The sequence below is a fragment of the Nocardioides sp. genome (assembly GCF_041393715.1).
Classification (GTDB): domain Bacteria; phylum Actinomycetota; class Actinomycetes; order Propionibacteriales; family Nocardioidaceae; genus Nocardioides.
On the sequence record NZ_JAWKJQ010000006.1, the window covers coordinates 119195 to 141290 of the forward strand.

A 22096-nucleotide genomic window follows, 5' to 3' on the forward strand; every position below is an offset into this window, starting at 1 on the left:
TCCCGAGAGGACACCCCACCATGTTGGACATCGACGTCAATCTGCTCGAGCAGACCGTCAAGGAGGCGAAGGAGACCCTCCGCGACGGCCTGGTCGCCACCGACATCTGGGACCGTGAGACCGGCCTCAGCCTCGCCGGCTTCAACCCGCAGCCCGAGGCGGTCGCGCTGTTCAACCAGCTCACCAACGAGATGGCCTCCACCCTGGCTGGCTCAAACTTCCCGGGCCTGAACCGCTACTTCCTGCTCGACCTCGACGGCGGCAACACCGTGGTGTGCCAGAAGCACGGCGACGACCTGATGTCGGGCATGCTGCTCGACGCGGCGAAGGTCAACCTGGGCATCCTGGTGAGCATCGTGATCCCGAAGTACGCCGCCGGCGTGGCCGCTGCGCGCAACCAGCACCACTGAGCCACCCACCGAGGCTCGTTCCGCCTCGTGACGAGGGCCGGTCCCCCTCGGGGCCGGCCCTCGGTCGTCGCCTCGCCTCGCGGCGTCAGCAGGTGAGGCCGTCCTCCGGCACCGCACCGGTGACGAGGTAGTCCTCGACGGCCGCGTCGACGCAGTCGTTGCCGCGGCGGTAGCCGACATGGCCGTCGCCGTCGCGGGTGACCAGCACCCCGGAGTCGAGCTGGCTCGCCAGGGCCTGCGCCCACGCGTAGGGCGTGGCCGGGTCGCGGGTGGTCCCGATGACCAGGATCGGCGCCGCCCCGGCCGCGTGCAACGGGCCGGTGAGCGGGTCCTCGGCCTGGAACGGGTAGTCACGACAGGCGGCGAGCCCCCAGGCGAACACCCTGCCGAACGTCGGCGAGGCCTGCTCGAACTCACCGAACAGCCCCTCGATCTGCCTGGGTGAGTAGGACGACGGGTCGTCGAGGCAGTTGATGGCGAGGTTGGCCTCGAGGCTGTTGTCGTCGTAGGTGCCGTCGGCCGCCCGCGACGTGTAGAGGTCGGAGAAGGCGAGCAGCTGGCTGCCGTCACCGTCGAGCGCGGCCTTGAGCGCCGTGGAGAGCGCGAACCACGACGACCGGTTGTAGAGCGGCAGCACGATGCCGTAGAACGCGTTGCCGATCTCGAGCTCCCGCCCGTCGGCGCCCGGCAGCGGCTGGCGCTCGATGCTGGCCAACAGGTCGGAGATCGTCTGCCGGCCCGCGTCGACGCTGTCGCCCAGGAAGCAGGAGTCGGAGGAGTCGACACAGTTGGCGAGATAGGCGTCGAGGGCGGTCTGGAAGCCGCGCGCCTGCCCGAGCGACAGCGCCTCGGTGTCCAGGGTCGGGTCGAGCGCCCCGTCGAGCACCATCCTGCCGACCCGGTCGGGGAACAGGTCGGCGTAGGTCGCGCCGAGCTTGGTGCCGTAGGACGCGCCGAAGTAGACCATCGTGCTCTCACCGAGCGCGGCCCGGAGCACGTCCATGTCGCGGGCGGCCTCGACGGTCGAGATGTGGGCAGCGACCGCCGGGGAGTGGGTGGCACACCCGGCGCCGAACTCGCGCACCGAGCGCATGAAGGCGCGGATCTCCGGCGTGGTGTCGGGATCGGGGTCCTCCGCGACGTAGTCGTCGAGCTGGGCGTCGGTGAGACAGTCGACCGGGCTGCTGTCACCGGCGCCCCGGGGGTCGAAGCCGACCAGGTCGAAGCGGTCGACCAGCTCGCGGCCGAAGTAGGAGCCCGCACCCGCGGCGTAGGACGTGCCGGGCGCGCCCGGGCCGCCGGGGTTGACCACCAGCGACCCCAGCCGGTCGCGGGGTACGGCGGCCGGGTGCCGCAGCAGCGCGAGCCTGATCGTCTCGCCGGCGGGGTCGGCGTAGTCGAGCGGCACCTCCAGGGTGGCGCAGTCGTCGCCACTCTCGTCGGGGCACGCCGCCCAGTCGAGACTCTGGGAGTAGAACCGCTGCAGCGCCGGGGACGGCGCGACGGTGGTCTCGGCGCCCGGCGAGGACGTCAGGCCGGGACGGGCCGCCGGAACCAGCAGGTCGCCCACCACCCCGCGGACGACCAGGATCGTCCCGACGACGCCGACGCTCACCGCGACCAGGCCGAGCACGACCAGACCGACCACCCAGCGCCGCATCAGGCGGTTCTCCGCGGCACCCGCAGGGCCAGCATCATCGACTCCAGCGCCAGCATCGGCGGGACGTTGAACTCCAGCATCTGCTCGCGGGCCGCGAAGATCGCGTCGATCCGCCGCAGCTGGCCCTCGGGGGTCGAGATCCGGGTCAGCTCCGCGATCTCGCCGCGTTGCTCCTCGTTGACCAGCGCCGAGGCCGCCCCGGCGGCGACGGCGATGGCGTCGCGGTAGACCGAGGCGAGGTCCATCAGCCCCCGGTCGACGACATCGAGGTGGCGGCGCTTGGCGCGGGTCTTCTGCGCCTTCTGCAGGGCGGCGAGGGCGGGGGCGTACTCCCGCGGCCTGCGGCCCCGCTCCACCACACCGTAGGTCGTGTCGAGGTCGGTCTTCTCACGGGCGTCGAGGTCGGAGGTGATCGCCTCGGCCTCCTCCAGCGTCGACTCGTAGAGGTTGGCCGCGGCGGTCATGCAGGCCCCCAGGGAGGTCAGCCGCACCGGCAGCGAGACCACCTCGCGACGCCGGTTGCGGGTCGCCTCGTCGCGGGCCAGCGCCCGGGCCCGGCCGATGTGACCCTGGCTCGCGCGCGCGGCGTAGGAGGCCATCGCGCCGTCGACACCGTCGTGCCGGACCAGGTGGGCGGCCACCTCGTCGGCCGTGGGCGTGGTCAGCCCGATCAGCCGGCAGCGCGACCGGATCGTCGGCAGCACGTCCTCGACCGTCGGGGCACACAACACCCACACGGTGTGGCCGGTCGGCTCCTCGATCGCCTTCAGCAGCGCGTTGAAGGCCTGGTCGGTGAGCCGGTCGGCGTCCTCCACGACCAGCACCTGGAAGCCCGCGCCCACCGGCGCCAGGGCCGAGCGGCGCACCAGGTCGCGCACCTCGTCGACGCCGATCGACAGCTTGTCGGTGGCCACCCGGGTGACGTCGGGATGCGCCCCCGAGAGGGCCGTGCGGCAGGCCTGGCAGGCTCCGCAGCCGTGCTCCGGGCACTGGAGCGCGGCCGCGAAGGCCAGGGCCGCGTTGGAGCGCCCCGAACCCGGCGGGCCGGTCACCAGCCACGCGTGCGTCATGCCGGTGCCGGATGCGGCGGCCCGGAGCACCTCGGCGGCCGCACGCTGGCCCACCAGGGTGTCCCACACGCTCACGGCTGCGCCCTCCGTTCGCCGGGGCCCGGCGTCGTGCGGCGGGCGTTCGCCAGCAACGGTACGACGCGCTGCCGCACCGCCGCAGCGATCTCCTCGACCGGGGCCCGCGCGTCGAGGACGAGGTAGCGGCCCGGCGTCTCGGCGGCCAGCTGCAGGAACGCCTCTCGCACCCGGTGGTGGAACGCCTCGGACTCCGCCTCGATCCGGTCGCGGTCCTCGAACCGGCCCAGGCCGTGGGCGGGCTCCAGGTCGAGCAGCACGGTCAGCTGCGGGCGCAGGTCGTGGGTCGCCCAGCGCGCCACCGTCGCGACCTCGGCCGAGGTGAGCGCCCGCCCGGCCCCCTGGTAGGCCAGGGTGGAGTCGACGTAGCGGTCGGTGATCACCACCTCCCCGCGGGCGAGGGCGGGCAGCACGACCGCGTCGACGTGCTCGGACTTGTCGGCGGCGTAGAGAAGCGCCTCGGTGCGGTCGGAGAGCTCGCCGGTCGCCGGGTCGAGGACGATCCGGCGCAGCTGGCGCCCCACCTCGGTGTCGCCGGGCTCGAAGGTGAGCAGCACGGCGTAGCCCTGGCCCTCGAGCCAGTCGCGCAGCAGCCGCGACTGGGTGGACTTGCCGGCCCCCTCGCCGCCCTCGAAGCAGACGAACAGCCCGGAGGAGGCCAGCATGCCGGGGCCGCCGTCGGTCGCGGCGGCCAGCGGTATCTGCTCGCTCAGGGCGGGCTCCTCAGGGACGTGGGTGTGGTCGGACCGCGCGATACGCGCTCGGGACGACGGTACGAGGTGCCACCCCCGGACGCCACGTCGGGCTCCGCTCGGCCGGCCCGGCGGGGCAGGTCGTCATCCTGGGGTCATCGAACCGTCATGCAAAAGATTGCCCCCCGGCCATCCCCCTCCGGAGAAATCGCAGGTACGTTGAAGGAAGAGACCACGTGATGGGGAAGTCACGAGGGCAGGACATGGGGTCAGGACCATCGCCCCGCCGCGAGCGACGGCGGTGGCCGTGGCCCTACGGGGAGTTGCCATGACCGAGCGGGACCCGGTCGGCGCCGACAAGGTCGGCGGCCGGCACACCTGGGTCATGCGCGCGGCCACGACGGTGCCGATCGTCGCCATGACCGTGGGCTGGTCCCTGGTGCTCGGGGAGCGTGCCGACGCCCCCATGGCCGAGCTGATGGCCCCGGTCTCCGCCCCGGTCGCCGCCACCGTCGCTCCGGCGACCCTCCCCGAGGCCGTGACGGCACCCGTCACCGACACTCCCGGCAGCACCCGCGCCGCCCCGACCAGCGACCTGTCCCGCACGGCCAGCGCGGCCGACATCCCCGACGCGGCGCTCGCCGCCTACCAGCGCGCCGCGACCGTCATCAACGCCACCGACCGCGGCTGCCACCTCCCGTGGGAGCTGCTCGCCGGCATCGGCCGGGTCGAGTCCAACCACGGACGGTTCGGCGGCAGCGAGCTCGACGGCGCCGGCGTGGCCACGCCCGCCATCATCGGCGTCGCCCTCGACGGCAGCCACGGCACCTCGGTGATCAAGGACACCGACCGCGGTGAGCTCGACGGCGACTCGACCTACGACCGGGCCGTGGGCCCGATGCAGTTCATCCCCTCCACCTGGACCTACGTCGGTGTCGATGCCGACGGCGACGGTCGCCGCGACCCGCAGGACATCGACGACGCCGCCTGGCCGCGGCCGTCTACCTGTGCGTCGGCGACCAGGACCTCTCCACGGTGGCCGGCCAGCGCTCGGCCGTCCACCGCTACAACCACAGCCAGTCCTACGTCGACCTGGTGCTGCGCATCGCCCGGGCCTATGCCCACGGCGACTACACCTCGGTCCCCGGCACCAGTCCCGCGTCCATGCCCACCACCACCCAGACCCGTCCCACGGAGACGGTCGTTCCCCCGGCCGCCCCCGCCGACCCGCCGAAGCAGCCCCAGGCCGAGCAGGTCACCCCCGACCCTGACGGCGGCAAGCCGTCGGGCACCCCACCGCCGCTGGTCGACCCGGTTCCGACGACTGACGACCCGGGCGGGGACCCGACGTCGACCGAGCCGGAGCCGGCCGACCCGACCCCGAGCGACGACCCGACCCCGAGCGGCGAGCCCGAGCCCTCCGGTGACGCCACTCCCGCGGGCGAGGCCACGCCCGCGGCCGACACGGGCTCCGCAGCGCCGGCGCCGATCACCCCCGCCTCGGCGGCCGCGCTCTGCGTCGAGGTGGGCTACGTCGACGACCCCGACGTGGCCGACGAGCCCTACGACGCCTGCCTGGCCCTGCTCCTCGGCGACCCGCCAGAGATCGGTCTCCCCACGAAGGGCGAGCTCCTGGCCCGCCTCGAGGCCGAGGGCATCCCGCTCCCCTGACGCCGGACCCGGCCTAGCCCGAGGTCGCCTTCTTGGTGGCCTTCTTCGCGGTCTTCTTCGTCGTCTTCTTCGCGGTCTTCTTGGCGCCCCGCTTGGCCGCCTTCTTGGCCGGACCCTTGGCCCGCCGCTCGGCCAGCAGCTCCGCGGCCCGCTCGAGGGTGATCGCCTCGACGGTGTCGTCCTTGCGCAGGGTGGCGTTGTACTCACCGTCGGTGACGTAGTCGCCGAAGCGCCCGCTCTTCACGACCACCGGCTGCCCCGAGACCGGGTCGGCCCCCAGCTCCTTGAGCGGCGCCGCCGCCGCGGCCCGGCCGCGGGTCTTGGGCTGGGCGTAGATCGCCAGCGCCTCGTCGAGGGTGATGGTGAGCAGCTGCTCCTCGGAGGTGAGCGACCGGGAGTCGGTGCCCTTCTTGAGATAGGGCCCGTAGCGCCCGTTCTGTGCGGTGATCTCGACACCCTCGGCGTCGGTGCCGACCACCCGGGGCAGGGACAGCAGGGTGACGGCCTGGTCGAGGGTGATCGTGTCGAGGCTCATCGACTTGAACAGCGAGCCGGTGCGCGGCTTGGCCCCCTTGGGCGCGTCCTCGGGCAGCACCTCGGTGACGTAGGGGCCGTAGCGCCCGTTCTTGGCGACCACCGGCAGCCCGGTGTCGGGGTGGTCGCCCAGGGCGACCTCGGCTCCCGCCGGGTTGGCGAAGAGCTCGCGGGCCTTCTCGAGCGTCAGCTCGTCGGGCGGCAGGTCGTCGGGCACGTTGGCGCGGGTGGCCCCGGGCGTGCCCTCGTCGTCGGGCCCCTCGAGGTAGGGGCCGTAGCGGCCCACGCGCAACACGATGCCCGAGTCGGGCCCGCCCACCGGGAAGGTGGCCAGCTCCTTGGCGTCGATGTCCCCGAGCCCGGTGACCAGAGGGTGCAGCCCACGCACCCGCTCGGAGCCGTAGTAGAACTCGGCGAGCTCGGAGTTGCGGTCCTTGTCGCCGCGCGCGATCTCGTCGAGCACCGTCTCCATCTGAGCGGTGAACTCGTAGGAGATGAACCGGGTGAAGTGCTCCTCGAGCAGCCGCACCACCGAGAACGCCAACCAGGCCGGCACCAGCGCCGTGCCCTTCTTGTAGACGTAGCCGCGGTTGATGATCGTGCCGATGATCGAGGCGTACGTCGACGGTCGGCCGATCTCGCGGTCCTCGAGCTCCTTGATCAGGGTGGCCTCGGTGAACCGGGCTGGCGGCTTCGTCTCATGGCCGGCGGCGCTCACCGACGCCGCCGTCAACGTCTCGCCCTCCGTCAGGGACGGGAGCCGGGTCTGCTCGTCGTCACGCTTCTTCGACGAGTCGTCCTGGTCCTCGACGTAGGCCTTCAGGAAGCCGTGGAAGGTGATCGTGCGCCCACTGGCGGAGAACACCACGTCCTCGCCGCTGGCGGCCGCGCCGCCGAGCCGGACCGTCACGGAGTTGCCGACCGCGTCCTTCATCTGCGAGGCGACCGTGCGCATCCAGATCAGCTCGTAGAGCCGGAACTGGTCACCGGTCAGCCCGGTCTGACCCGGCGTGCGGAACGTCGCGCCGGCCGGCCGGATCGCCTCGTGCGCCTCCTGGGCGTTCTTGACCTTGCTGGCGTAGGTGCGCGGCGCGTCGGGGAGGTACTCCGCCCCGTAGAGCTCGCGGACCTGCGAGCGCGCGGCGTTGACCGCGGAGCCCGACAGCGTGGTGCTGTCGGTGCGCATGTAGGTGATGTAGCCGTTCTCGTAGAGCCGCTGCGCCACCGACATCGTCATCGAGGCGCTCATGCCGAGCTTGCGCGAGGCCTCCTGCTGCATCGTGGTGGTGCGGAACGGAGGGTAGGGCGAGCGGCGGTAGGGCTTGGACTCCACCGAGCGGACGTCGTAGGTCGTGTCGGCGAGGGCGCCGGCCAGCGCCTCGGCCCGACCGCGGTCGAGGTGGGCGACGCCGTCCTTCGTGAGCAGACCGTCGGGACCGAAGTCCTGGCCGCGGGCCACCCGCGCGCCGTCGACGGAGTAGAGCTTGGCGGGGAACATCCGTGGCTGGTGGTCGGCGCCGGCGTCGAAGGTGCCCTCGAGGTCCCAGTAGGACGCGACCCGGAACGCCATCCGGTCGCGCTCGCGGTCGACCACCAGACGGGTGGCGACCGACTGCACCCGACCGGCCGACAGGCCCGACATCACCTTGCGCCACAGCACCGGGGAGACCTCGTAGCCGTAGAGGCGGTCGAGGATGCGGCGGGCCTCCTGGGCCTCGACCAGGTCCAGGTCGAGGTCGCGCGGACTGTCGGCGGCGGCCAGGATCGCCGGCTTGGTGATCTCGTGGAAGACCATCCGCTTGACGGGCACCTTGGGCTTGAGCTCGTCGAGCAGGTGCCAGGCGATCGCCTCGCCCTCGCGGTCCTCGTCGGTGGCGAGGTAGAGCTCGTCGGCGTCCTTGAGCAGCTTCTTGAGCTTGGCGATGTGGGACTTCTTGTCGCGCGGGACGACGTAGTAGGGCTGGAAGTCGTGCTCGACGTCGACGGCGAGCCGGCCCCACGGCTTGTCCTTGATCGCGGTGGGCGTGTCGGCCGCCGACTGGGGAAGGTCGCGGATGTGCCCGATCGACGACTCCACGACATAGTCCTTGCCGAGGTAGCCGCCGATCGTGCGCGCCTTCGCCGGCGACTCGACGATCACCAACTTGTGTGCCACGGACGTCCCTTGCTCGTGCGGTTCACCGGTTCGGTCCGAGGCGGGCTCCGAGACGAGCCCCGGTCGAGATCCGGGTGGGCGACGGGGCCCACGGCGGAACACGGTAGCGCGAACGTCCGCGGAGTCCAGCGCGGTGGTCGGTCGGCGGTGGTCGCGAAGGCCCCGGCGCCCACCTGGAGAACGGGGTGCGTCCGGGCGGCTGCGACGTGGGTAGGTTCGGCTCGATGGCACCTGCGTCCTCCGCTCCAGAGACGCGGGCCGAGGTAAGGCTCCTCGGCCCGTTCGAGGTGCGCGTGGGCGGCCGGCCGGTGACCGTGAGCGCCGCCCAGCAGCGGGTGGTGCTCGCCGCGCTCGCCCTCCGGGTCGGCGAGCCCGTGACGACCGACACGCTGTGCGACGCGCTGTGGCCCGAGCAGGTCCCCAGCACCGCCCGCACCTCGCTGCACAACACGATCCGGCGACTGCGGCTGTTGCTTGCCGACGCGGGAGCGGGCGAGCCCCTCCGCACCGGACCCGACGGCTATCGGCTCGACCTGCCCGACGGCGCCGTCGACGCCGTGGCGTTCACCAACGGCGTGACCCGGGCTCGCAGGCTGGCGGCCGGGGGCGACGAGGCCGCCGCGCGGTCGGCGTACGACGAGGCGCTGGGGTGGTGGCGCGGTGAGCCGATGCAGGCACTGGTCGGCGCCGGCTGGCTCGCCGGCCCGGCCGAGCAGCTGACCGAGCTGCGGCTGACCGCGACCGAGGAGTGGTCCGACCTGGAACGCGCCGCCGGTCGTCCCGAGCGCGCCCTCGAGCGGCTGGCTCCCCTGGCCGAGGCGCAGCCGCTGCGCGAGGGACTGCGGGCCCGGCTGATGCTGGCCATGCAGGCGGCCGGACGGACGGCGGACGCGCTGGCCCACTACGGCGCCGCGCGGCGACTGCTGGTCGAGGAGCTGGGCGTGGAGCCCGGCCCCGCCCTGCGCGCTGCCCACGCCGAGGTGCTCCGGCTCGATGAGGAGGCCAGCACGGCCGACACCGCCGCACCACTGGTGGCCCCCGCCCAGCTGCCCGCGACCGGCACCTCGGTCGTCGGCCGTGACGACGAGCTCGCCCTGCTCGACGGGGCGCTGCCCGAGCCCACCGAGCGCCCCGTCGTCTGCGTCGTCTCCGGGGCCGCCGGCGTGGGCAAGACCACGTTGGCGGCGCGGTGGGCGCACCGCACGGCGAGCGCGTTCCCCGACGGCCAGCTGTGGGTCGACCTGCGTGGGTTCGACGCCCAGGGCCGGCCGCTGACACCGGGGCAGGTGCTGGAGCGCTTCCTGACCGCCTTCGGTGTGGCCGCCGACGACCTGCCGGTCGACCCCGACGCGGCGGCCGACCTCTACCGGAGCCTGATCGCCGACCGGCGGATGCTGGTGGTGCTCGACAACGCCCGCGACGCGGCGCAGGTGCGCCCGCTGCTGCCGACGGGCCCGGGCAGCCTGGCCCTGGTCACCAGCCGCCACGACCTGAGCTCGCTGGCCGTCACCCAGGGCGCCCGGCTGGTCTCCCTGGACGTGCTGCCCGACGGCCCCGCCGAACGCCTGCTGGCCGAGCGGCTCGGCGTGGCTCGGCTGCGGGCCGAGCCGGCCGCCGTACCCGAGATCCTGGCGCGCTGCGGCGGCCTGCCGTTGGCGCTGGCCCTGGTCGCCGGGCGGGCGGCGGCGCAGCCCCGGCTACCGCTGCTCACCCTGGCCGAGCAGCTGCGCGACTCCTCCCTGGACGTGCTCGGCCTGGGCGACCCGGCGACCGACCTGCGGGCCGTGCTGTCCTGGTCGCTCGACGCGCTGACGCCCGACACCGCGCGGGCCTTCGCGCTGCTCGGCGTGCACCCCGGTCCCGAGGTGGACGCGGCCGCGCTGGCGAGCCTGGCCGAGGTGCCGGTCCGCCAGGCCCGCACGACACTGGACGAGCTGGTCCGCGCCCACCTCGCCGTGCCGCGTGGCCCGCACCGCGTCGCCATGCACGACCTGGTGCGCGACCACGCCCGCGAGCTGGCTCGCGGCCTGCTGACCGCGGACGAGCGCGTCGACCTGGTCCGCCGGCTGGCCGACCACTACCTGCGGTCGGCGTATGCCGCGACCCGGACGCTGTTCACCACGCCGTTGCCGTTCGCGCTCGACCCACCCGTGCCGGGCGTCGTCACCGAGACCTTCGCCGACCCCGAGCACGGCACGGCCTGGCTGCAGGCCGAGCTGCCCGCCCTGGCCCGCGTGCTGGAGGCCGCCGCCGAGGTGCCCGGGCTGGCGGACTACCCGTGGCGGATGGCCCGCGCGGTGAGTGGCTACCTGTGGGACCGCTGCGCCTGGGCCGACATCGCGCACCTGCACGGGCTCGCCCTGCGGGCCAGCCTCCGCGCGAGCGACCGAGTCGGGGAGGCCGATGCCCGTCACGGCCTCGGCGACGCGTACGCCGGCCTCGGACGGTTCGACGAGGCCGGCGCCGAGCTGGCGCGGTCGCTCGATCTCTACGCCGCCATCGGCGACGTCATGGGTGAGAGCGATGTGCGCTGCACCATGGGCCGGATGCTCGAGCTGGCCGGCGACGCCGAGGGCTCGATCCACCACACCGGCCTCGCGCTGGAGCTCTACCGGCAGATCGGCGACCGCAGCGGCGAGGCGGTCGCGCTCAACAACATCGGCTGGATGCACTCCACCCTCGGCGACTTCGAGCCCGCGCTGGCCAGCTGCACGGCCGCGCTCGACCTCTACCGCGCCGACGGCGACCACGCCGGGGTCGCCTACGCCCTGGACAGCATGGGCCGTGCCTACCTCGGGCTCGGCGACCTGGCCCGGGCCATCGAGTGCTACGCGGAGGCCGCCGACAGCGCTCGGGCGATCGGCCAGCACTTCAACCGGGCCGCCAACCTCACCCACCTGGGCGACGCCCGGCACGCGAACGGGGAGCCCGAGGCGGCCCGCGTCGCCTGGCGGGATGCGCTCGTCCTCCTCGAGGAGATCGGGCACCCCCGGGCGGAGTCGCTCCGGTCCCGGCTGGCGCTGCTCGGCGCCGGGACCGCCTCGCGTTAGCGCGGCGTTAGCGGCCCGCTGCCAGGTTCGTGGCGTACCTGGCCACGAGTGCCCCCCTGGTCGCGCAGCGACCGCACGGGGTCGCGCTCACGTCGCGGCGACGTCGAGACGCCGCCGCGGCACCGCACCGAAAGGGGCGTCCGAATGCCTCGACCCGTCCGTGGCGCGCGGCTGCTGCTCAGCGCGCTCGCCTGCCTGCTCGCCCTCTCCCTCACCGCGCCGGCCCTGGCCGACGACGGCTCGACCGACCCCTCGCCGTCCACCACGCCGACGGTGAGCAATGCGACGATCCTGGCGGCCAAGGCCTACCCGGGCGTGCAGCTCATCGCGACGACGTACACCGCGACCGTGTCGGTGCAGGTGCCGGTGATCAACCAGGCCGCACTGACCCAGCTCGCGCAGCGGATCGCCACCCAGGCCGTGCTCGGGACCATCGACACCTCCGACGAGGCGATCACCGAGGCGATCGTCGACGCCGTCGTGAAGTCGCCCAACACCTACTTCCTGCCCGGCCCGCGGACCTACAGCCGCCGCAACAGCCTGACCGGCGTCGGCACCGGCTGGGCGATCACGCCCGACGGCTACATGATCACCGCCGCCCACGTCGTCCGGACCGCGCGGCCCGAGCTCCGCCGGGCCTTCGCCGTGAACCGGCTGAACAAGCTGGGCCAGCAGTTCGTGCGGGGGCTGCAGAACAGCGGCACCCGCTTCACCCCCGACCAGGTCGAGCGACTCCGCAAGGCGATCCTCGGCTGGCTGGCCGCGCACCTGTCGGTCACCAACCTCAACGTCAAGGTCGCCGCCGAGCTCGCGGTCGGGTTTGACGGGCTCGGCAAGGACCAGCGACCGATCGAGGCCGAGGTGGTCGACATCGGCAAGCCCTACCCGGGCAGCGACATCGCCCTGCTCAAGATCGACGGCCAGGAGCATCTGCCGACGATCGAGGTCGGCAGCAACGACGACGTCTCGCCCGGTTCGACGGTGCATGTGGTCGGCTTCCCCGCGGCGTCCACCTTCCTGCCGTCGATGTCGCGTGACGCCCAGGTGCAGCCGACCGTCACCGAGGGACCCGTCACCGCGGTCAAGAGCACCAGCTCCGGCATGCCGGTCTTCCAGACGCAGGCACCCGCCAGCCCCGGCAACTCCGGCGGCCCGGTGCTGACCGACCGCGGGTCCGCCGTGGGAGTGCTGGTGGCCAGCGCCGTGGGCAGCGACGGGGTCGCCGCCCAGGGGCAGAACTTCGTGATCCCCGCCAGCGAGGTGCAGGACATGCTCGAGCGCAACGGCGTCACGCCCGAGCGCAGCGACACCACCGCGACCTACGACCAGGCCGTCGACGAGTTCTACGCCGACCACTTCGAGGCCGCGCTGCCGCTGTTCGAGAAGGTCGAGACGCTCTACCCGGCGCACCCGTTCGCGCAGAAGTTCATCACCGACAGCAAGACCGCGATCGACGAGGGTCGCGACAGGACACCCGCGCCGGCGGAGGAGCCGGGTGTCAGCCCGCTGCTGCTCGGCGGGGTGGGCGCGGCGCTGCTGCTGCTCCTCGCCGGTGGTGGGTTGGCGCTGTGGATGCGCGGTCGGCAACGGGCGGCTGCCGGGCCGGCGTACCCGGGCGGCGAGGCGGGCGCTGGGCCGGGCGCATGGATGCCGCCCGCGTCGCCGCCGTACCCCTCGCCGGCGTACGCCGCCCCGGCCGAGCAGCAGCCCGCACCGGTCGAGGTGCCCGCTGCGGCCCCTGCGGAGGCGGCGGTCGAGGCACCGACGGCGCCGGCCGCGATGCCGACGAGCCCGCCGCCGCAGCCCGTCTGGGACCCGGACCGGGGTTGGTACCTGCCCGAGACCGACCCCTCGCCCGAGTCGCCCTGAGTCGCCTCGGGCACTCCGCCGGCCGGCCGTGGCCGGCGAGGACACACGCCAGGTGCTGCGCAGGGACCCGCGCTGGGGACCGGTCCCGCGCTGTCGCCGGCTGGGTCGGCAGGGAGTGACCCGAGGTGCGCCCGGAGTCCCGAGCTCCGCGGCGAACCGGGCGCGGGACCTCGCAGCGGCCCCCAGCCGCGGCAACGGTCCCGCGCCCGGTGCCGGCATCGGGGGTTCAGGCAGGCTCCAGGAACCCCTCGGCCACCAGGTCCTCGACCGCGGGCAGCGTCGAGGCGAGCAGCGTGGCGGGGTCGTGGCCCAGGAGCTGGGCGACCGCCGAGAGGATCTGGCCGACGGTGAGGTCGCCGTCGCACGCGCCCACCAGCGCAGCCTCGACGGTGTCGACCCGGCGGGCGCGGCGGAGCCCCCGCTGCTGCCGCAGCACGATGCTCTCGGGGTCCTCGGCACCCGGCGTACCGCTGGTCTCCTGGACGACGTCGGCGCGTTGACGCAGCACCAGGGCCTCCGGGTCGGAGGTCTCCGCGAGCAGGTCGGCGGCGGCTCCCCAGCCGGAGATCGCCGGCGCGATCGGCTGCTCGACGGCGTACGGCCAGTCGAGCAGCTCCACCCGGGGCGACCGGTCGACACGACGCAGGTTGATCCACCCGAAGCCCACCCCCTCGACACCCTGGGCGTCCAGCCAGGACAGCCAGGTGTCGTAGCGCTCGGCATAGTCGGCGGCACCGTGGTGGCCCGAGTCCTTGAGCCACAGCTCGACGTACTCCGCCGGGTCGAGGACCTCGCGCTGGACCACCAGGGCGTCACAGCTGCCGTCGAGCCACCCGGCGAGCCGCTCGTCCCACGGCTGGTCCGTCGCGATCACCCAGTTGGCCAGCACCTGACACCAACCGCCGGGGGCCAGGTGGTCGGGAGCGCGGCGGACCAGGTGCTCCACGACCTGGTCGCCGGGCAGCCCGGAGTCGCGGTAGACGAGCCGCTCCCCGGTGGCCGGGCTGATCACGAACGGCGGGTTGGTGCTGATCAGGTCGAAGCGCTCGCCGGCCACCGGGTCGAAGAGCGACCCGTCGCGCACCTCGATGCCCGGCAGGCCGTTGAGGTCCGCGTTGAATCGGGCGATCCGGAGTGCGCGCGGGTTGACGTCGGTCGCGACCACCTCGGTGGCGTGCCGAGCCAGGTGGAGCGCCTGCACGCCGCAGCCGGTGCCCAGGTCGAGCGCCCGACCCACGTCGTCGCGGATGGTTTGCTGGGCCAGGCTGGTCGAGGCGGGGCTGATGCCGAGCACGTGGTCGGCGCCGACGCGGGCGCTGCCCCCGTCGAGGCCCGGGGTCAGGTCGGAGACGACCCACAGGTCGTGGTCGCCCGCGGCGTCGGGGGCGGCGTAGGGCCGCACGTCGAGGTGCGCGGCCACCTCGCCGACGCTGGTCACGAGCAGTCCCTCGACGGCGAGCGCGTCGACGAGGCCCGGCAGCGCCCGGTCGGCGGCCGCCCTGGTGACCGGCACCTGCAGGAGGAAGAGCCTGGTCAGCGTCTCCAGCGGTGAGCCGCCTGCGGTCCGACGCAGGCCGGGGGTCGTCTCGTTGCGGGCCAGCGCCTCGTGGGCCCGCCGGCCGAGCAGCCCCGCCACCTCGTCGTAGGTGTACGTCGCCCTGGCCAGCGCCTCACCCAGCCGCGTCGCCAGCTCCCCGGTCGCCTCCCGGGGCGCCTCCCCCGGCGCCTCCCCCGGCGCCTCCTCATCCCCTCCGCTCACCCGCCGACCCTAGACCGCCTCCCCGCCCCGAGCCGGCGCTCCCGTCCCGCGAGATGCCGGAAATGGCCCCGCGAGATGCCCGAAATGATCTCGCGAGATGCCGGAAATGGTGGCACGAAATGCCGAAGATGGCGGCGCCACGTCAGGCGTACGTCGATCCAACGGCCACCCTTGCCTCCGCTGGAGCCCTTCCGGCACGTGGGACGGCCAACTCGGGCACGTGGCGCGACCGTTTCCCCCATCTCGCGGGACCATTTCCCCATCTCGCGGGACCGTTTCGCGCACGTCGCGGGACCATTTCGCGCACGTCGCGGGACCATTTCCCGCATGTCGCGGACTGGGGTGCCGTGTCGGGGATGGCGACGGCCCGCCCCGGGAGATCCGGGGCGGGCCGTCGAGGTGGTGCTGTCAGCGTGACCGTTCTGGTCGGCGGCCGCCGGTCGGTCCGGCCGGCGGGTGCCGGTCAGTCGAGTCGGCGGGTGCCGGTCAGGAGGTGGCCTGGGGCGCCATCGCCGTGGAGCCGGCGTTGTCGCCGTCGTCGCCGATGACGACCGCGCGCTGCTTGGAGATGTAGACGTTGACCACGATGATCGCCAGCGCCACCAGGGCGATGATGATCCGCAGCGCGTCGTTCTGGTCCTTGCCGACGCTCATCGACACCACGGCGGAGGCGATCAGCAGCGAGACCAGGTTCATCACCTTGATCAGCGGGTTGATCGCCGGGCCGGCGGTGTCCTTGAACGGGTCGCCGACCGTGTCGCCGATGACCGTCGCGGCGTGCGCCTCGGAGCCCTTGCCGCCGTGGTGGCCGTCCTCGACCAGCTTCTTGGCGTTGTCCCAGGCACCACCGGAGTTGGCCAGGAACACCGCCATCAGCACACCGGCGCCGATCGCACCGGCCAGGAAGCCGGCCAGCGCGGTCACCCCGAGGCCGAAGCCGACGGCCACCGGGGCCATCACGGCGAGCAGGCCGGGCGTGATCAGCTCGCGCAGCGAGTCGCGGGTGACGATGTCGACGACCCGGCCGTACTCCGGCCGGCCGGTGCCCTCCATGATCCCGGGGATCTCGCGGAACTGGCGGCGTACCTCGTAGACCACCGCGCCCGCGGCCCGGCCGACGGCGTTGATCGCCAGGCCGGAGAACAGGAAGACCACGGAGGCACCGAGGATCAGGCCGACCAGGACGCCCGGGTTGAACACCGTGAAGTCGAGCCCATCGGTGGCGCCGGACTCGAGATAGGACTCCGCCACCGAGGTGGCGTAGGAGCCGAACAGCGCGGTCGCGGCCAGCACGGCGGTCGCGATCGCGATGCCCTTGGTGATCGCCTTGGTGGTGTTGCCGACCGCGTCGAGCTCGGTGAGGATCTGCGCGCCCTCGCCGCTGACGTCGCCGGACATCTCGGCGATGCCCTGGGCGTTGTCGGAGACCGGACCGAAGGTGTCCATGGCCACGATCACGCCGACGGTGGTGAGCAGGCCGCAGCCGGCCAGCGCCACCGCGAACAGGGAGACGGTGAGCGTCGACCCGCCGAGCAGGAACGCGATGAACACCGCGCCGCCGATCACGACCGCGGTGTAGACGGCCGACTCGAACCCGACCGCGAGGCCGGACAGGATCACCGTCGCGGCACCGGTCAGCGAGGTCTTGCCGACGTCCTTGACCGGGCGGTGCTCGGTGCCGGTGAAGTAGCCGGTGAGCGCCAGGATGCCCGCGGACATCACGATGCCGAGCACCACGGCGATGGTCGCGATCAGCCGCGGGTCGCCGTCGAAGCCGGCCATGTCGATGCCCGTGACGTTGTGGAGATCGCCGAAGGAGCTCGGCAGGTAGACGTAGGCCGCGACCGCCGAGGCGACGGCGCCGATCGCCGAGGAGATGTAGAACGACCGGTTGATGGTGACCAGGCCGTTCTCCCCGGCACGCGGCTTGGTGAGGTAGACGCCGATGATCGCGGTGATCGCGCCGATCGCGGGGATCAGCAGCGGGAACACCAGGCCGGCATCACCGAAGGCCTGCGAGCCGAGGATCAGGGCGGCGACCAGCGTGACGGCGTAGGACTCGAACAGGTCGGCCGCCATGCCGGCGCAGTCGCCGACGTTGTCACCGACGTTGTCGGCGATGGTCGCGGCGTTGCGCGGGTCGTCCTCGGGGATGTTCTGCTCCACCTTGCCGACCAGGTCGGCGCCGACGTCGGCGGCCTTGGTGAAGATGCCGCCGCCGACTCGCATGAACATCGCGAGCAGGGCGGCGCCGAAGCCGAAGCCCTCGAGCACGTGCGGGGCCTTGTCCTTGAAGAGCAGGACGACGATCGAGGCGCCGAGCAGGCCGGCGCCGACGGTCGCCATGCCGACCACCGCGCCGGTGCGGAAGGCGACGTTCATCGCCGGGTCGCGCCCTTCGGTGTTGGCGGCGGCCGCCACCCGGACGTTGGCACGCACCGCGAGCCACATGCCGAGATAGCCGATGGCGGCCGAGAAGCCGGCCCCCAGCAGGAAGAAGATCGACCGGGCGATCCGGACCGTCATGTCGTCGGCCGGCAGCGCCAGCAGCACGAAGAACGCCACGGCCGCGAAGATGCCGAGCGTGCGGAACTGGCGGGTGAGGTAGGCGTTGGCGCCCTCCTGGACCGCGAGAGCGATGTTCTTCATGTTGTCGGTGCCCTCACCGGCGGCGAGCACCTGCTGGCGGAACATCAGTGCCATTCCGATCGCGGCGAGCGCGATCAGGGCGACGACGATGACCAGCAGGAGATTGCCACCGGAGAGCTCCACGACAACAGCGTCGGGATAGATCCCGGCCATGTGTGTCCTCCTGAGTAAAGCAAAGCGCGTGAACGGTGCGGAGTCTACGCAGGAGGGGCGTTCTGGGCGCACGCGGGTGTGAGCAGCGCCACGCCACTCACCCCTGCGGGTGTGGGTGGTCGGCGGGCGACCCCGTGCGGGCGCCGGTCAGGTGGCGGCGAGTGCCGACTCGGCCGAGCCGTGGATGGCGAACACCTTCGCCAGGCCGGTGATCTTGAAGATCTTGAGAAGCCGGTCCTGGTTGCACACCAGCTCGAGGGTGCCGTCGTGGGCGCGGACCTTCTTGAGCCCGCCGACCAGGACGCCCAGCCCGGTCGAGTCGAGGAACTCCACGCTCTCCATGTCGATGACGATCCGGTAGCGGCCGTCGGCGACCAGCTCGGTGATCTTGTCGCGGAGCTTGGGCGCGGTGTAGACGTCGATCTCGCCGCCGACGGAGACGACGGTCTTGCCGTCGGCCTCTCGCGTCGTCAGGGTCAGGTCCACGATCTGCTCCTCCAGCAGCACGGTCGGGTGCGCGCGCGTGCGGACGCCGAGCGCGACCGCCTCAGGCATTATCAAACCACGCAATCCGGCTGCGTGCAGGGCAGGCCCGACAACCCGGTCCAAACCACCCGGGGGCGCCGGCGGCCTCTCGGTGTCACCGCGGTTTGCCAGACTCCGTGCGTGACCCGACCGACCCCCGACCCCCAGGCGCTGGTGGAGGGGCTGGCGCATCGTCCGGGTCGCGAGGACCGGCTGACGCACCTGCGGGTGCTGCCGGCCCGCGAGGCCACCTTCGAGGACTGGCCCGACTGGGTGCCGGGCCCGGTGCGGACGGCGTACGCCGGGCGAGGGGTGGCCCGGCCGTGGCGTCACCAGGTGGTCGCGGCCGAGGCGGCGCGCACCGGACAGCACGTGGTGGTGGCCACGGGAACGGCGTCCGGCAAGTCGCTGGCCTACCAGCTGCCGGGCCTCACCGAGATCCTCGAACGTCGAGGGCCGCGCGGACAACGGGGCGCCACGGTGCTCTACGTCGCGCCGACCAAGGCGCTCGCACACGACCAGCTCGACGGCGTGCGCGCGCTGGGGCTCGACGTGCGGGCGGTCACTCACGACGGCGACTCCTCACGCGAGCAGCGCGACTGGACGCGGGCGTTCGGTGAGTACGTCCTCACCAACCCCGACATGCTGCACCGCTCGCTGCTGCCGGGCCACCAACGATGGAGCTCCTTCCTGGGGTCGCTGCGCTACGTCGTGATCGACGAGTGCCACCACTACCGCGGGGTGTTCGGCGCGCACGTGTCGCACGTGCTGCGCCGGCTGCGCCGGGTGTGCGCGTCGTACGGCGCGTCCCCGACGTTCGTGCTCGCGTCGGCCACCGTCGCCGACCCGGAGGTCGCGGCCTCGCGCCTCACCGGCCTCGACGTGCTGGCGCTGACCACCGACCACTCGCCGCGGGGCCGGCTGGCGGTGGCCCTCTGGGAGCCACCGTTCGTGTCGCATGCCGGCGAGAACGGTGCACCGGTGCGCCGCGCCGCCTCGTCGGAGACCGCCGACCTGCTCACCGACCTGATGGTCGACGGGGTCCGCACGCTGGCGTTCATCAGGTCGCGGCGCGGGGTCGAGCAGGTGGCGATGGTCGCCGCCGAGCTGCTCGGCGAGGTCGACCCGAGCCTGCCTCCTCGGGTGGCCGCCTATCGGGGTGGCTACCTCCCCGAGGAACGCCGTGCCCTGGAACGGCGGCTGCGCGAGGGTGACCTGCTCGGGCTCGCGGCGACCAACGCCCTCGAGCTCGGCATCGACATCAGCGGTCTGGACGCGGTCGTGATCGCAGGCTTCCCCGGCACCCGTGCAGCGCTGTGGCAACAGCTCGGCCGTGCGGGGCGCGACCGGCAGGACGCGCTCGGCATCCTGGTCGCCCGCGACGACCCGCTCGACACCTTCCTGGTCACCCATCCCGAGTCGCTGTTCGGACAGCCTGTGGAAGCCACCGTCTTCGACCCGGGCAACGAGCACGTCCTCGGGCCCCACCTGTGCGCCGCGGCGCAGGAGATCCCGCTCACCGAGGCCGACCTGCCGCTCTTCGGGCCGACCGCGCGCGCGGCCGTGGATGCGCTGACCCTGGCCGGGCTGCTGCGGCGGCGGCCCCGCGGATGGTTCTGGACCGACCGCCGGCGCGCCGCCGACCTCGCCGACCTGCGCTCGACCGGGGGCTCCGCCATCCAGCGGGTCGACGAGGCGACCGGCCGCGTCGTCGGCACCGTCGACCCCGGCGGCGCGCATGCCACCGCCCATCCCGGCGCGGTCTATCTCCACCTCGGCGAGACGTGGTTGGTCACCGCGCTCGACCTCGACGACCACGTGGCCCTGATGCACCCCGCGCCGGACCTCGACTGCACGACCACCGCTCGAGAGATCACCGAGATCTCGATCCGCGAGGAGCGTCGGGCGCAGACCTGGGGAGAGTGCCGGCTCTCCTGGGGGTTGGTCGAGGTCACCCACCAGACCGTGTCCTACCTCCGCCGGCGCCAACCCGGCGGCGAGGTGCTGGGCGAGGAGCCCCTGGACCTCCCCGCACGCTCGCTCGTCACTGCCGCCGTCTGGTGGACGGTCCCGGGGGACGCGCTCGACGATGCCGGACTCGCGACCGCCGACCTCCCCGGTGCGGCCCATGCGGCCGAGCACTGCTCGATCGGGCTGCTGCCGCTGTTCGCCACCTGCGACCGCTGGGACATCGGTGGGGTGTCGACCGCGCTCCACCCCGACACCGGCCGACTCACCGTCTTCGTCCATGACGGTCACCCCGGCGGCGCCGGCTTCGCCGAACGAGGGTACGCCGCCGCGCGCGAGTGGCTCACCGCCACCAGGGAGACCATCGCGTCGTGCGCCTGCGCGGACGGCTGCCCGTCGTGTGTCCAGTCGCCCAAGTGCGGCAACCAGAACCACCCCCTCGACAAGGAGGCCGCGGGACTGCTCCTCGACGTGCTCCTGGAGCACGCGCCCCCCGCGGGGTGAGGCGGCGCGGGCGGTCGGTGGGTTAGCCTGCCCGCATGGTGTTCCTGGGCCTGCTGCTGATCGTGCTCGGCGCGGTCGCGATCCTGTCGGCGGTCTTCGTGAGCGACGGCAGCGCCGAACTGCTCGGCATGGACCTCTCCGCACTGACGATCTTCCTGATCGGTGTCGCCGCCGGTGCCGCGCTGATCTGGGGCTTCGCGATCCTGAAGTACGGCACCAAGCGCGAGCTGCGCCAGCGCAAGGAGCGCAAGCAGCTCAACGAGCTGTCGGAGAAGCTCGACAAGGTGGAGGCCGACCGCCGCGCCGACGGCGACGAGAGCTGAGGTCGCGCCGCCGAGTCACGCCGGGCCGGCCCGCGAGGTGGCCCTGAGCCCCAGCGGATGACCCGGCCAGGCCCGACTCTCGAGCTCGACGGTCACGAGCACGTCGGCGCCCAGGACCGAGCACCCGACCAGGCGGGCACGGTTGGCCGAGGCGATCCGCGCCGCCGCACCACACGGGTCGGAGGCCGCGGCGCCGGCGAGCGCCGCCAGGTCGGCGGCTGACTGGGCGCGACGGTGGTCGACGACGAGCGCCGTCACCGACGTGAGTGCCAGCCCGACGAAGAGCAGCACACCGGCCATCGTCACCGCGAACAGGCTCGCCGACCCCCGCGCCCCGTGGTGGGTGCCGCTCACCCGCCCGGCTCCGCGGCCGCGACCGCCTCGGCCTCCAGGCGGGCACCCGGCAGGAAGGCCAGCAGACCGCCCGGCCCCGACACCTGCCCGCGCACTCGCACCACGACCGGGTCGCCCTCCTCCACGGTGATCACCGCGCCGTCCGGCGCCACCCGCTCCCCGAGCGAGACGGCGGCGCCGATGCCGTCTCCCCGAGCCACCCCGCGCGCCGTCTCCCTGGCAGCGTCGACGAGCCGCATCTGGGCGAGGCTCAGGGTCAGCAGCCACACCAGTGCGAGAACGAGGGCGGCCAACAGGGGCAGCGTCATCGCCAGCTCGGCGGTGGCGGCGCCGGACTCGGTGGTCGCTCGGCGCCGCGCCGCCCGGCTCACCCGATCCCCAGCAGCCCCAGCACGTGGTCGAACAGCGTGCGCAACAGCCGCTCCCCCAGGCCGCCCGTGAGCAGCTGGTAGAGCAGACCGGCCAGCCCCGCTCCCGCCGCCGTGCCGACGGCGTACTCCGCCGTGGTGATGCCCCGCTCGTCGTGTCGTCGTCGCATGTCAGTGCTCCTTCCTCGCGAACGCACGGTGCGCCCGCTCCGACCTCGAGCCTGCTCCGATCCGGACCGCCGGACACCGACGCCGCCGCGACCTGGGGACAACGCGCGCCACAGGGGCCGCGGTGGAGGGATTCGGG

16 protein-coding genes and 1 pseudogene are annotated in these 22096 nt (G+C 73.4%); 7 read left to right on the forward strand and 10 right to left on the reverse strand.

Annotated features, from left to right (window positions below; genetic code table 11):
• Positions 1–20 precede the first annotated feature (20 nt).
• Complete coding sequence (locus tag R2740_RS11195; protein WP_371302763.1) at positions 21–410, forward strand: hypothetical protein; 390 nt, start codon at positions 21–23, stop codon at positions 408–410.
• An 85-nt stretch (positions 411–495) separates the two neighbouring features.
• On the opposite strand, the gene R2740_RS11200 is transcribed toward R2740_RS11195, so the two are convergent.
• Genes R2740_RS11200 through tmk form a run of 3 tightly spaced genes read right to left on the reverse strand, consistent with a single transcriptional unit; the run spans position 496 to position 3880 of the window.
• Positions 496–2070: an alpha/beta hydrolase gene (locus R2740_RS11200; RefSeq protein ID WP_371302764.1), complete on the reverse strand. Its 1575-nt coding sequence runs from the start codon at positions 2068–2070 to the stop codon at positions 496–498.
• Positions 2070–3215 carry a DNA polymerase III subunit delta' gene (locus tag R2740_RS11205; RefSeq protein ID WP_371302765.1) on the reverse strand — a complete coding sequence of 382 codons (1146 nt, stop codon included), beginning with the start codon at positions 3213–3215 and terminating at the stop codon, positions 2070–2072. The genes R2740_RS11200 and R2740_RS11205 overlap by 1 nt, the downstream gene beginning before the upstream one ends.
• Positions 3212–3880, reverse strand: a complete 669-nt coding sequence (gene tmk / locus R2740_RS11210; protein ID WP_371302766.1) for a dTMP kinase — start codon at positions 3878–3880, stop codon at positions 3212–3214. Before tmk ends, R2740_RS11205 begins: the two co-directional genes overlap by 4 nt.
• Positions 3881–4385: 505 nt before the next feature.
• Between tmk and R2740_RS11215 the strand changes: the two are divergent.
• Together R2740_RS11215 and R2740_RS11220 are read left to right on the forward strand one after the other, a co-directional pair.
• A pseudogene (locus R2740_RS11215) lies at positions 4386–4832 on the forward strand (hypothetical protein); the annotation flags it as partial.
• A 110-nt stretch (positions 4833–4942) separates the two neighbouring features.
• Positions 4943–5578 carry a hypothetical protein gene (locus R2740_RS11220; RefSeq protein WP_371302767.1) on the forward strand — a complete coding sequence of 212 codons (636 nt, stop codon included), beginning with the start codon at positions 4943–4945 and terminating at the stop codon, positions 5576–5578.
• A gap of 13 nt (positions 5579–5591) precedes the next feature.
• On the opposite strand, the gene topA is transcribed toward R2740_RS11220, so the two are convergent.
• The gene (topA, locus tag R2740_RS11225) at positions 5592–8267 is read right to left on the reverse strand and encodes a type I DNA topoisomerase (RefSeq protein WP_371302768.1); all 2676 of its coding nucleotides are present in this window, start codon (positions 8265–8267) and stop codon (positions 5592–5594) included.
• 224 nt (positions 8268–8491) lie between these two features.
• Here topA and R2740_RS11230 point away from each other — a divergent pair, with 224 nt between their 5' ends.
• Entirely contained in the window at positions 8492–11317 is a 2826-nt protein-coding gene (locus R2740_RS11230; RefSeq protein ID WP_371302769.1) for a BTAD domain-containing putative transcriptional regulator, read from the forward strand.
• Between the two features lie 144 nt (positions 11318–11461).
• Positions 11462–13186, forward strand: coding sequence for a trypsin-like peptidase domain-containing protein (locus R2740_RS11235; protein ID WP_371302770.1), 1725 nt, complete (start codon positions 11462–11464; stop codon positions 13184–13186).
• Between the two features lie 226 nt (positions 13187–13412).
• Here the strand turns inward: R2740_RS11235 and R2740_RS11240 are convergent, their stop codons facing one another.
• From R2740_RS11240 to R2740_RS11250, 3 genes are all read right to left on the reverse strand, one after another.
• On the reverse strand, positions 13413–14945 hold the full coding sequence (locus tag R2740_RS11240; protein ID WP_371302771.1) for a methyltransferase: 1533 nt from the start codon (positions 14943–14945) through the stop codon (positions 13413–13415).
• A gap of 486 nt (positions 14946–15431) precedes the next feature.
• Positions 15432–17747 (reverse strand): sodium-translocating pyrophosphatase, encoded by a 2316-nt coding sequence (locus R2740_RS11245; protein ID WP_371302772.1) that lies wholly within the window; start codon positions 17745–17747, stop codon positions 15432–15434.
• Positions 17748–17894: 147 nt separating this feature from the next.
• Entirely contained in the window at positions 17895–18233 is a 339-nt protein-coding gene (locus tag R2740_RS11250) for an STAS domain-containing protein (protein ID WP_371302948.1), read from the reverse strand.
• A gap of 180 nt (positions 18234–18413) precedes the next feature.
• Here R2740_RS11250 and R2740_RS11255 point away from each other — a divergent pair, with 180 nt between their 5' ends.
• Complete coding sequence (locus R2740_RS11255) at positions 18414–20744, forward strand: DEAD/DEAH box helicase (RefSeq protein ID WP_371302773.1); 2331 nt, start codon at positions 18414–18416, stop codon at positions 20742–20744.
• Between the two features lie 35 nt (positions 20745–20779).
• Entirely contained in the window at positions 20780–21067 is a 288-nt protein-coding gene (locus R2740_RS11260; RefSeq protein ID WP_371302774.1) for a hypothetical protein, read from the forward strand.
• A gap of 15 nt (positions 21068–21082) precedes the next feature.
• On the opposite strand, the gene R2740_RS11265 is transcribed toward R2740_RS11260, so the two are convergent.
• The 3 genes from R2740_RS11265 to R2740_RS11275 are packed head-to-tail and all read right to left on the reverse strand — an operon-like array spanning position 21083 to position 21959.
• Positions 21083–21421: an Rv3654c family TadE-like protein gene (locus R2740_RS11265; protein WP_371302775.1), complete on the reverse strand. Its 339-nt coding sequence runs from the start codon at positions 21419–21421 to the stop codon at positions 21083–21085.
• A complete protein-coding gene (locus R2740_RS11270) occupies positions 21418–21792 on the reverse strand; it encodes a TadE family type IV pilus minor pilin (RefSeq protein ID WP_371302776.1) in 375 nt (124 codons plus the stop codon). Before R2740_RS11270 ends, R2740_RS11265 begins: the two co-directional genes overlap by 4 nt.
• Complete coding sequence (locus R2740_RS11275; RefSeq protein WP_371302777.1) at positions 21789–21959, reverse strand: DUF4244 domain-containing protein; 171 nt, start codon at positions 21957–21959, stop codon at positions 21789–21791. The genes R2740_RS11270 and R2740_RS11275 overlap by 4 nt, the downstream gene beginning before the upstream one ends.
• Positions 21960–22096 lie beyond the last annotated feature (137 nt).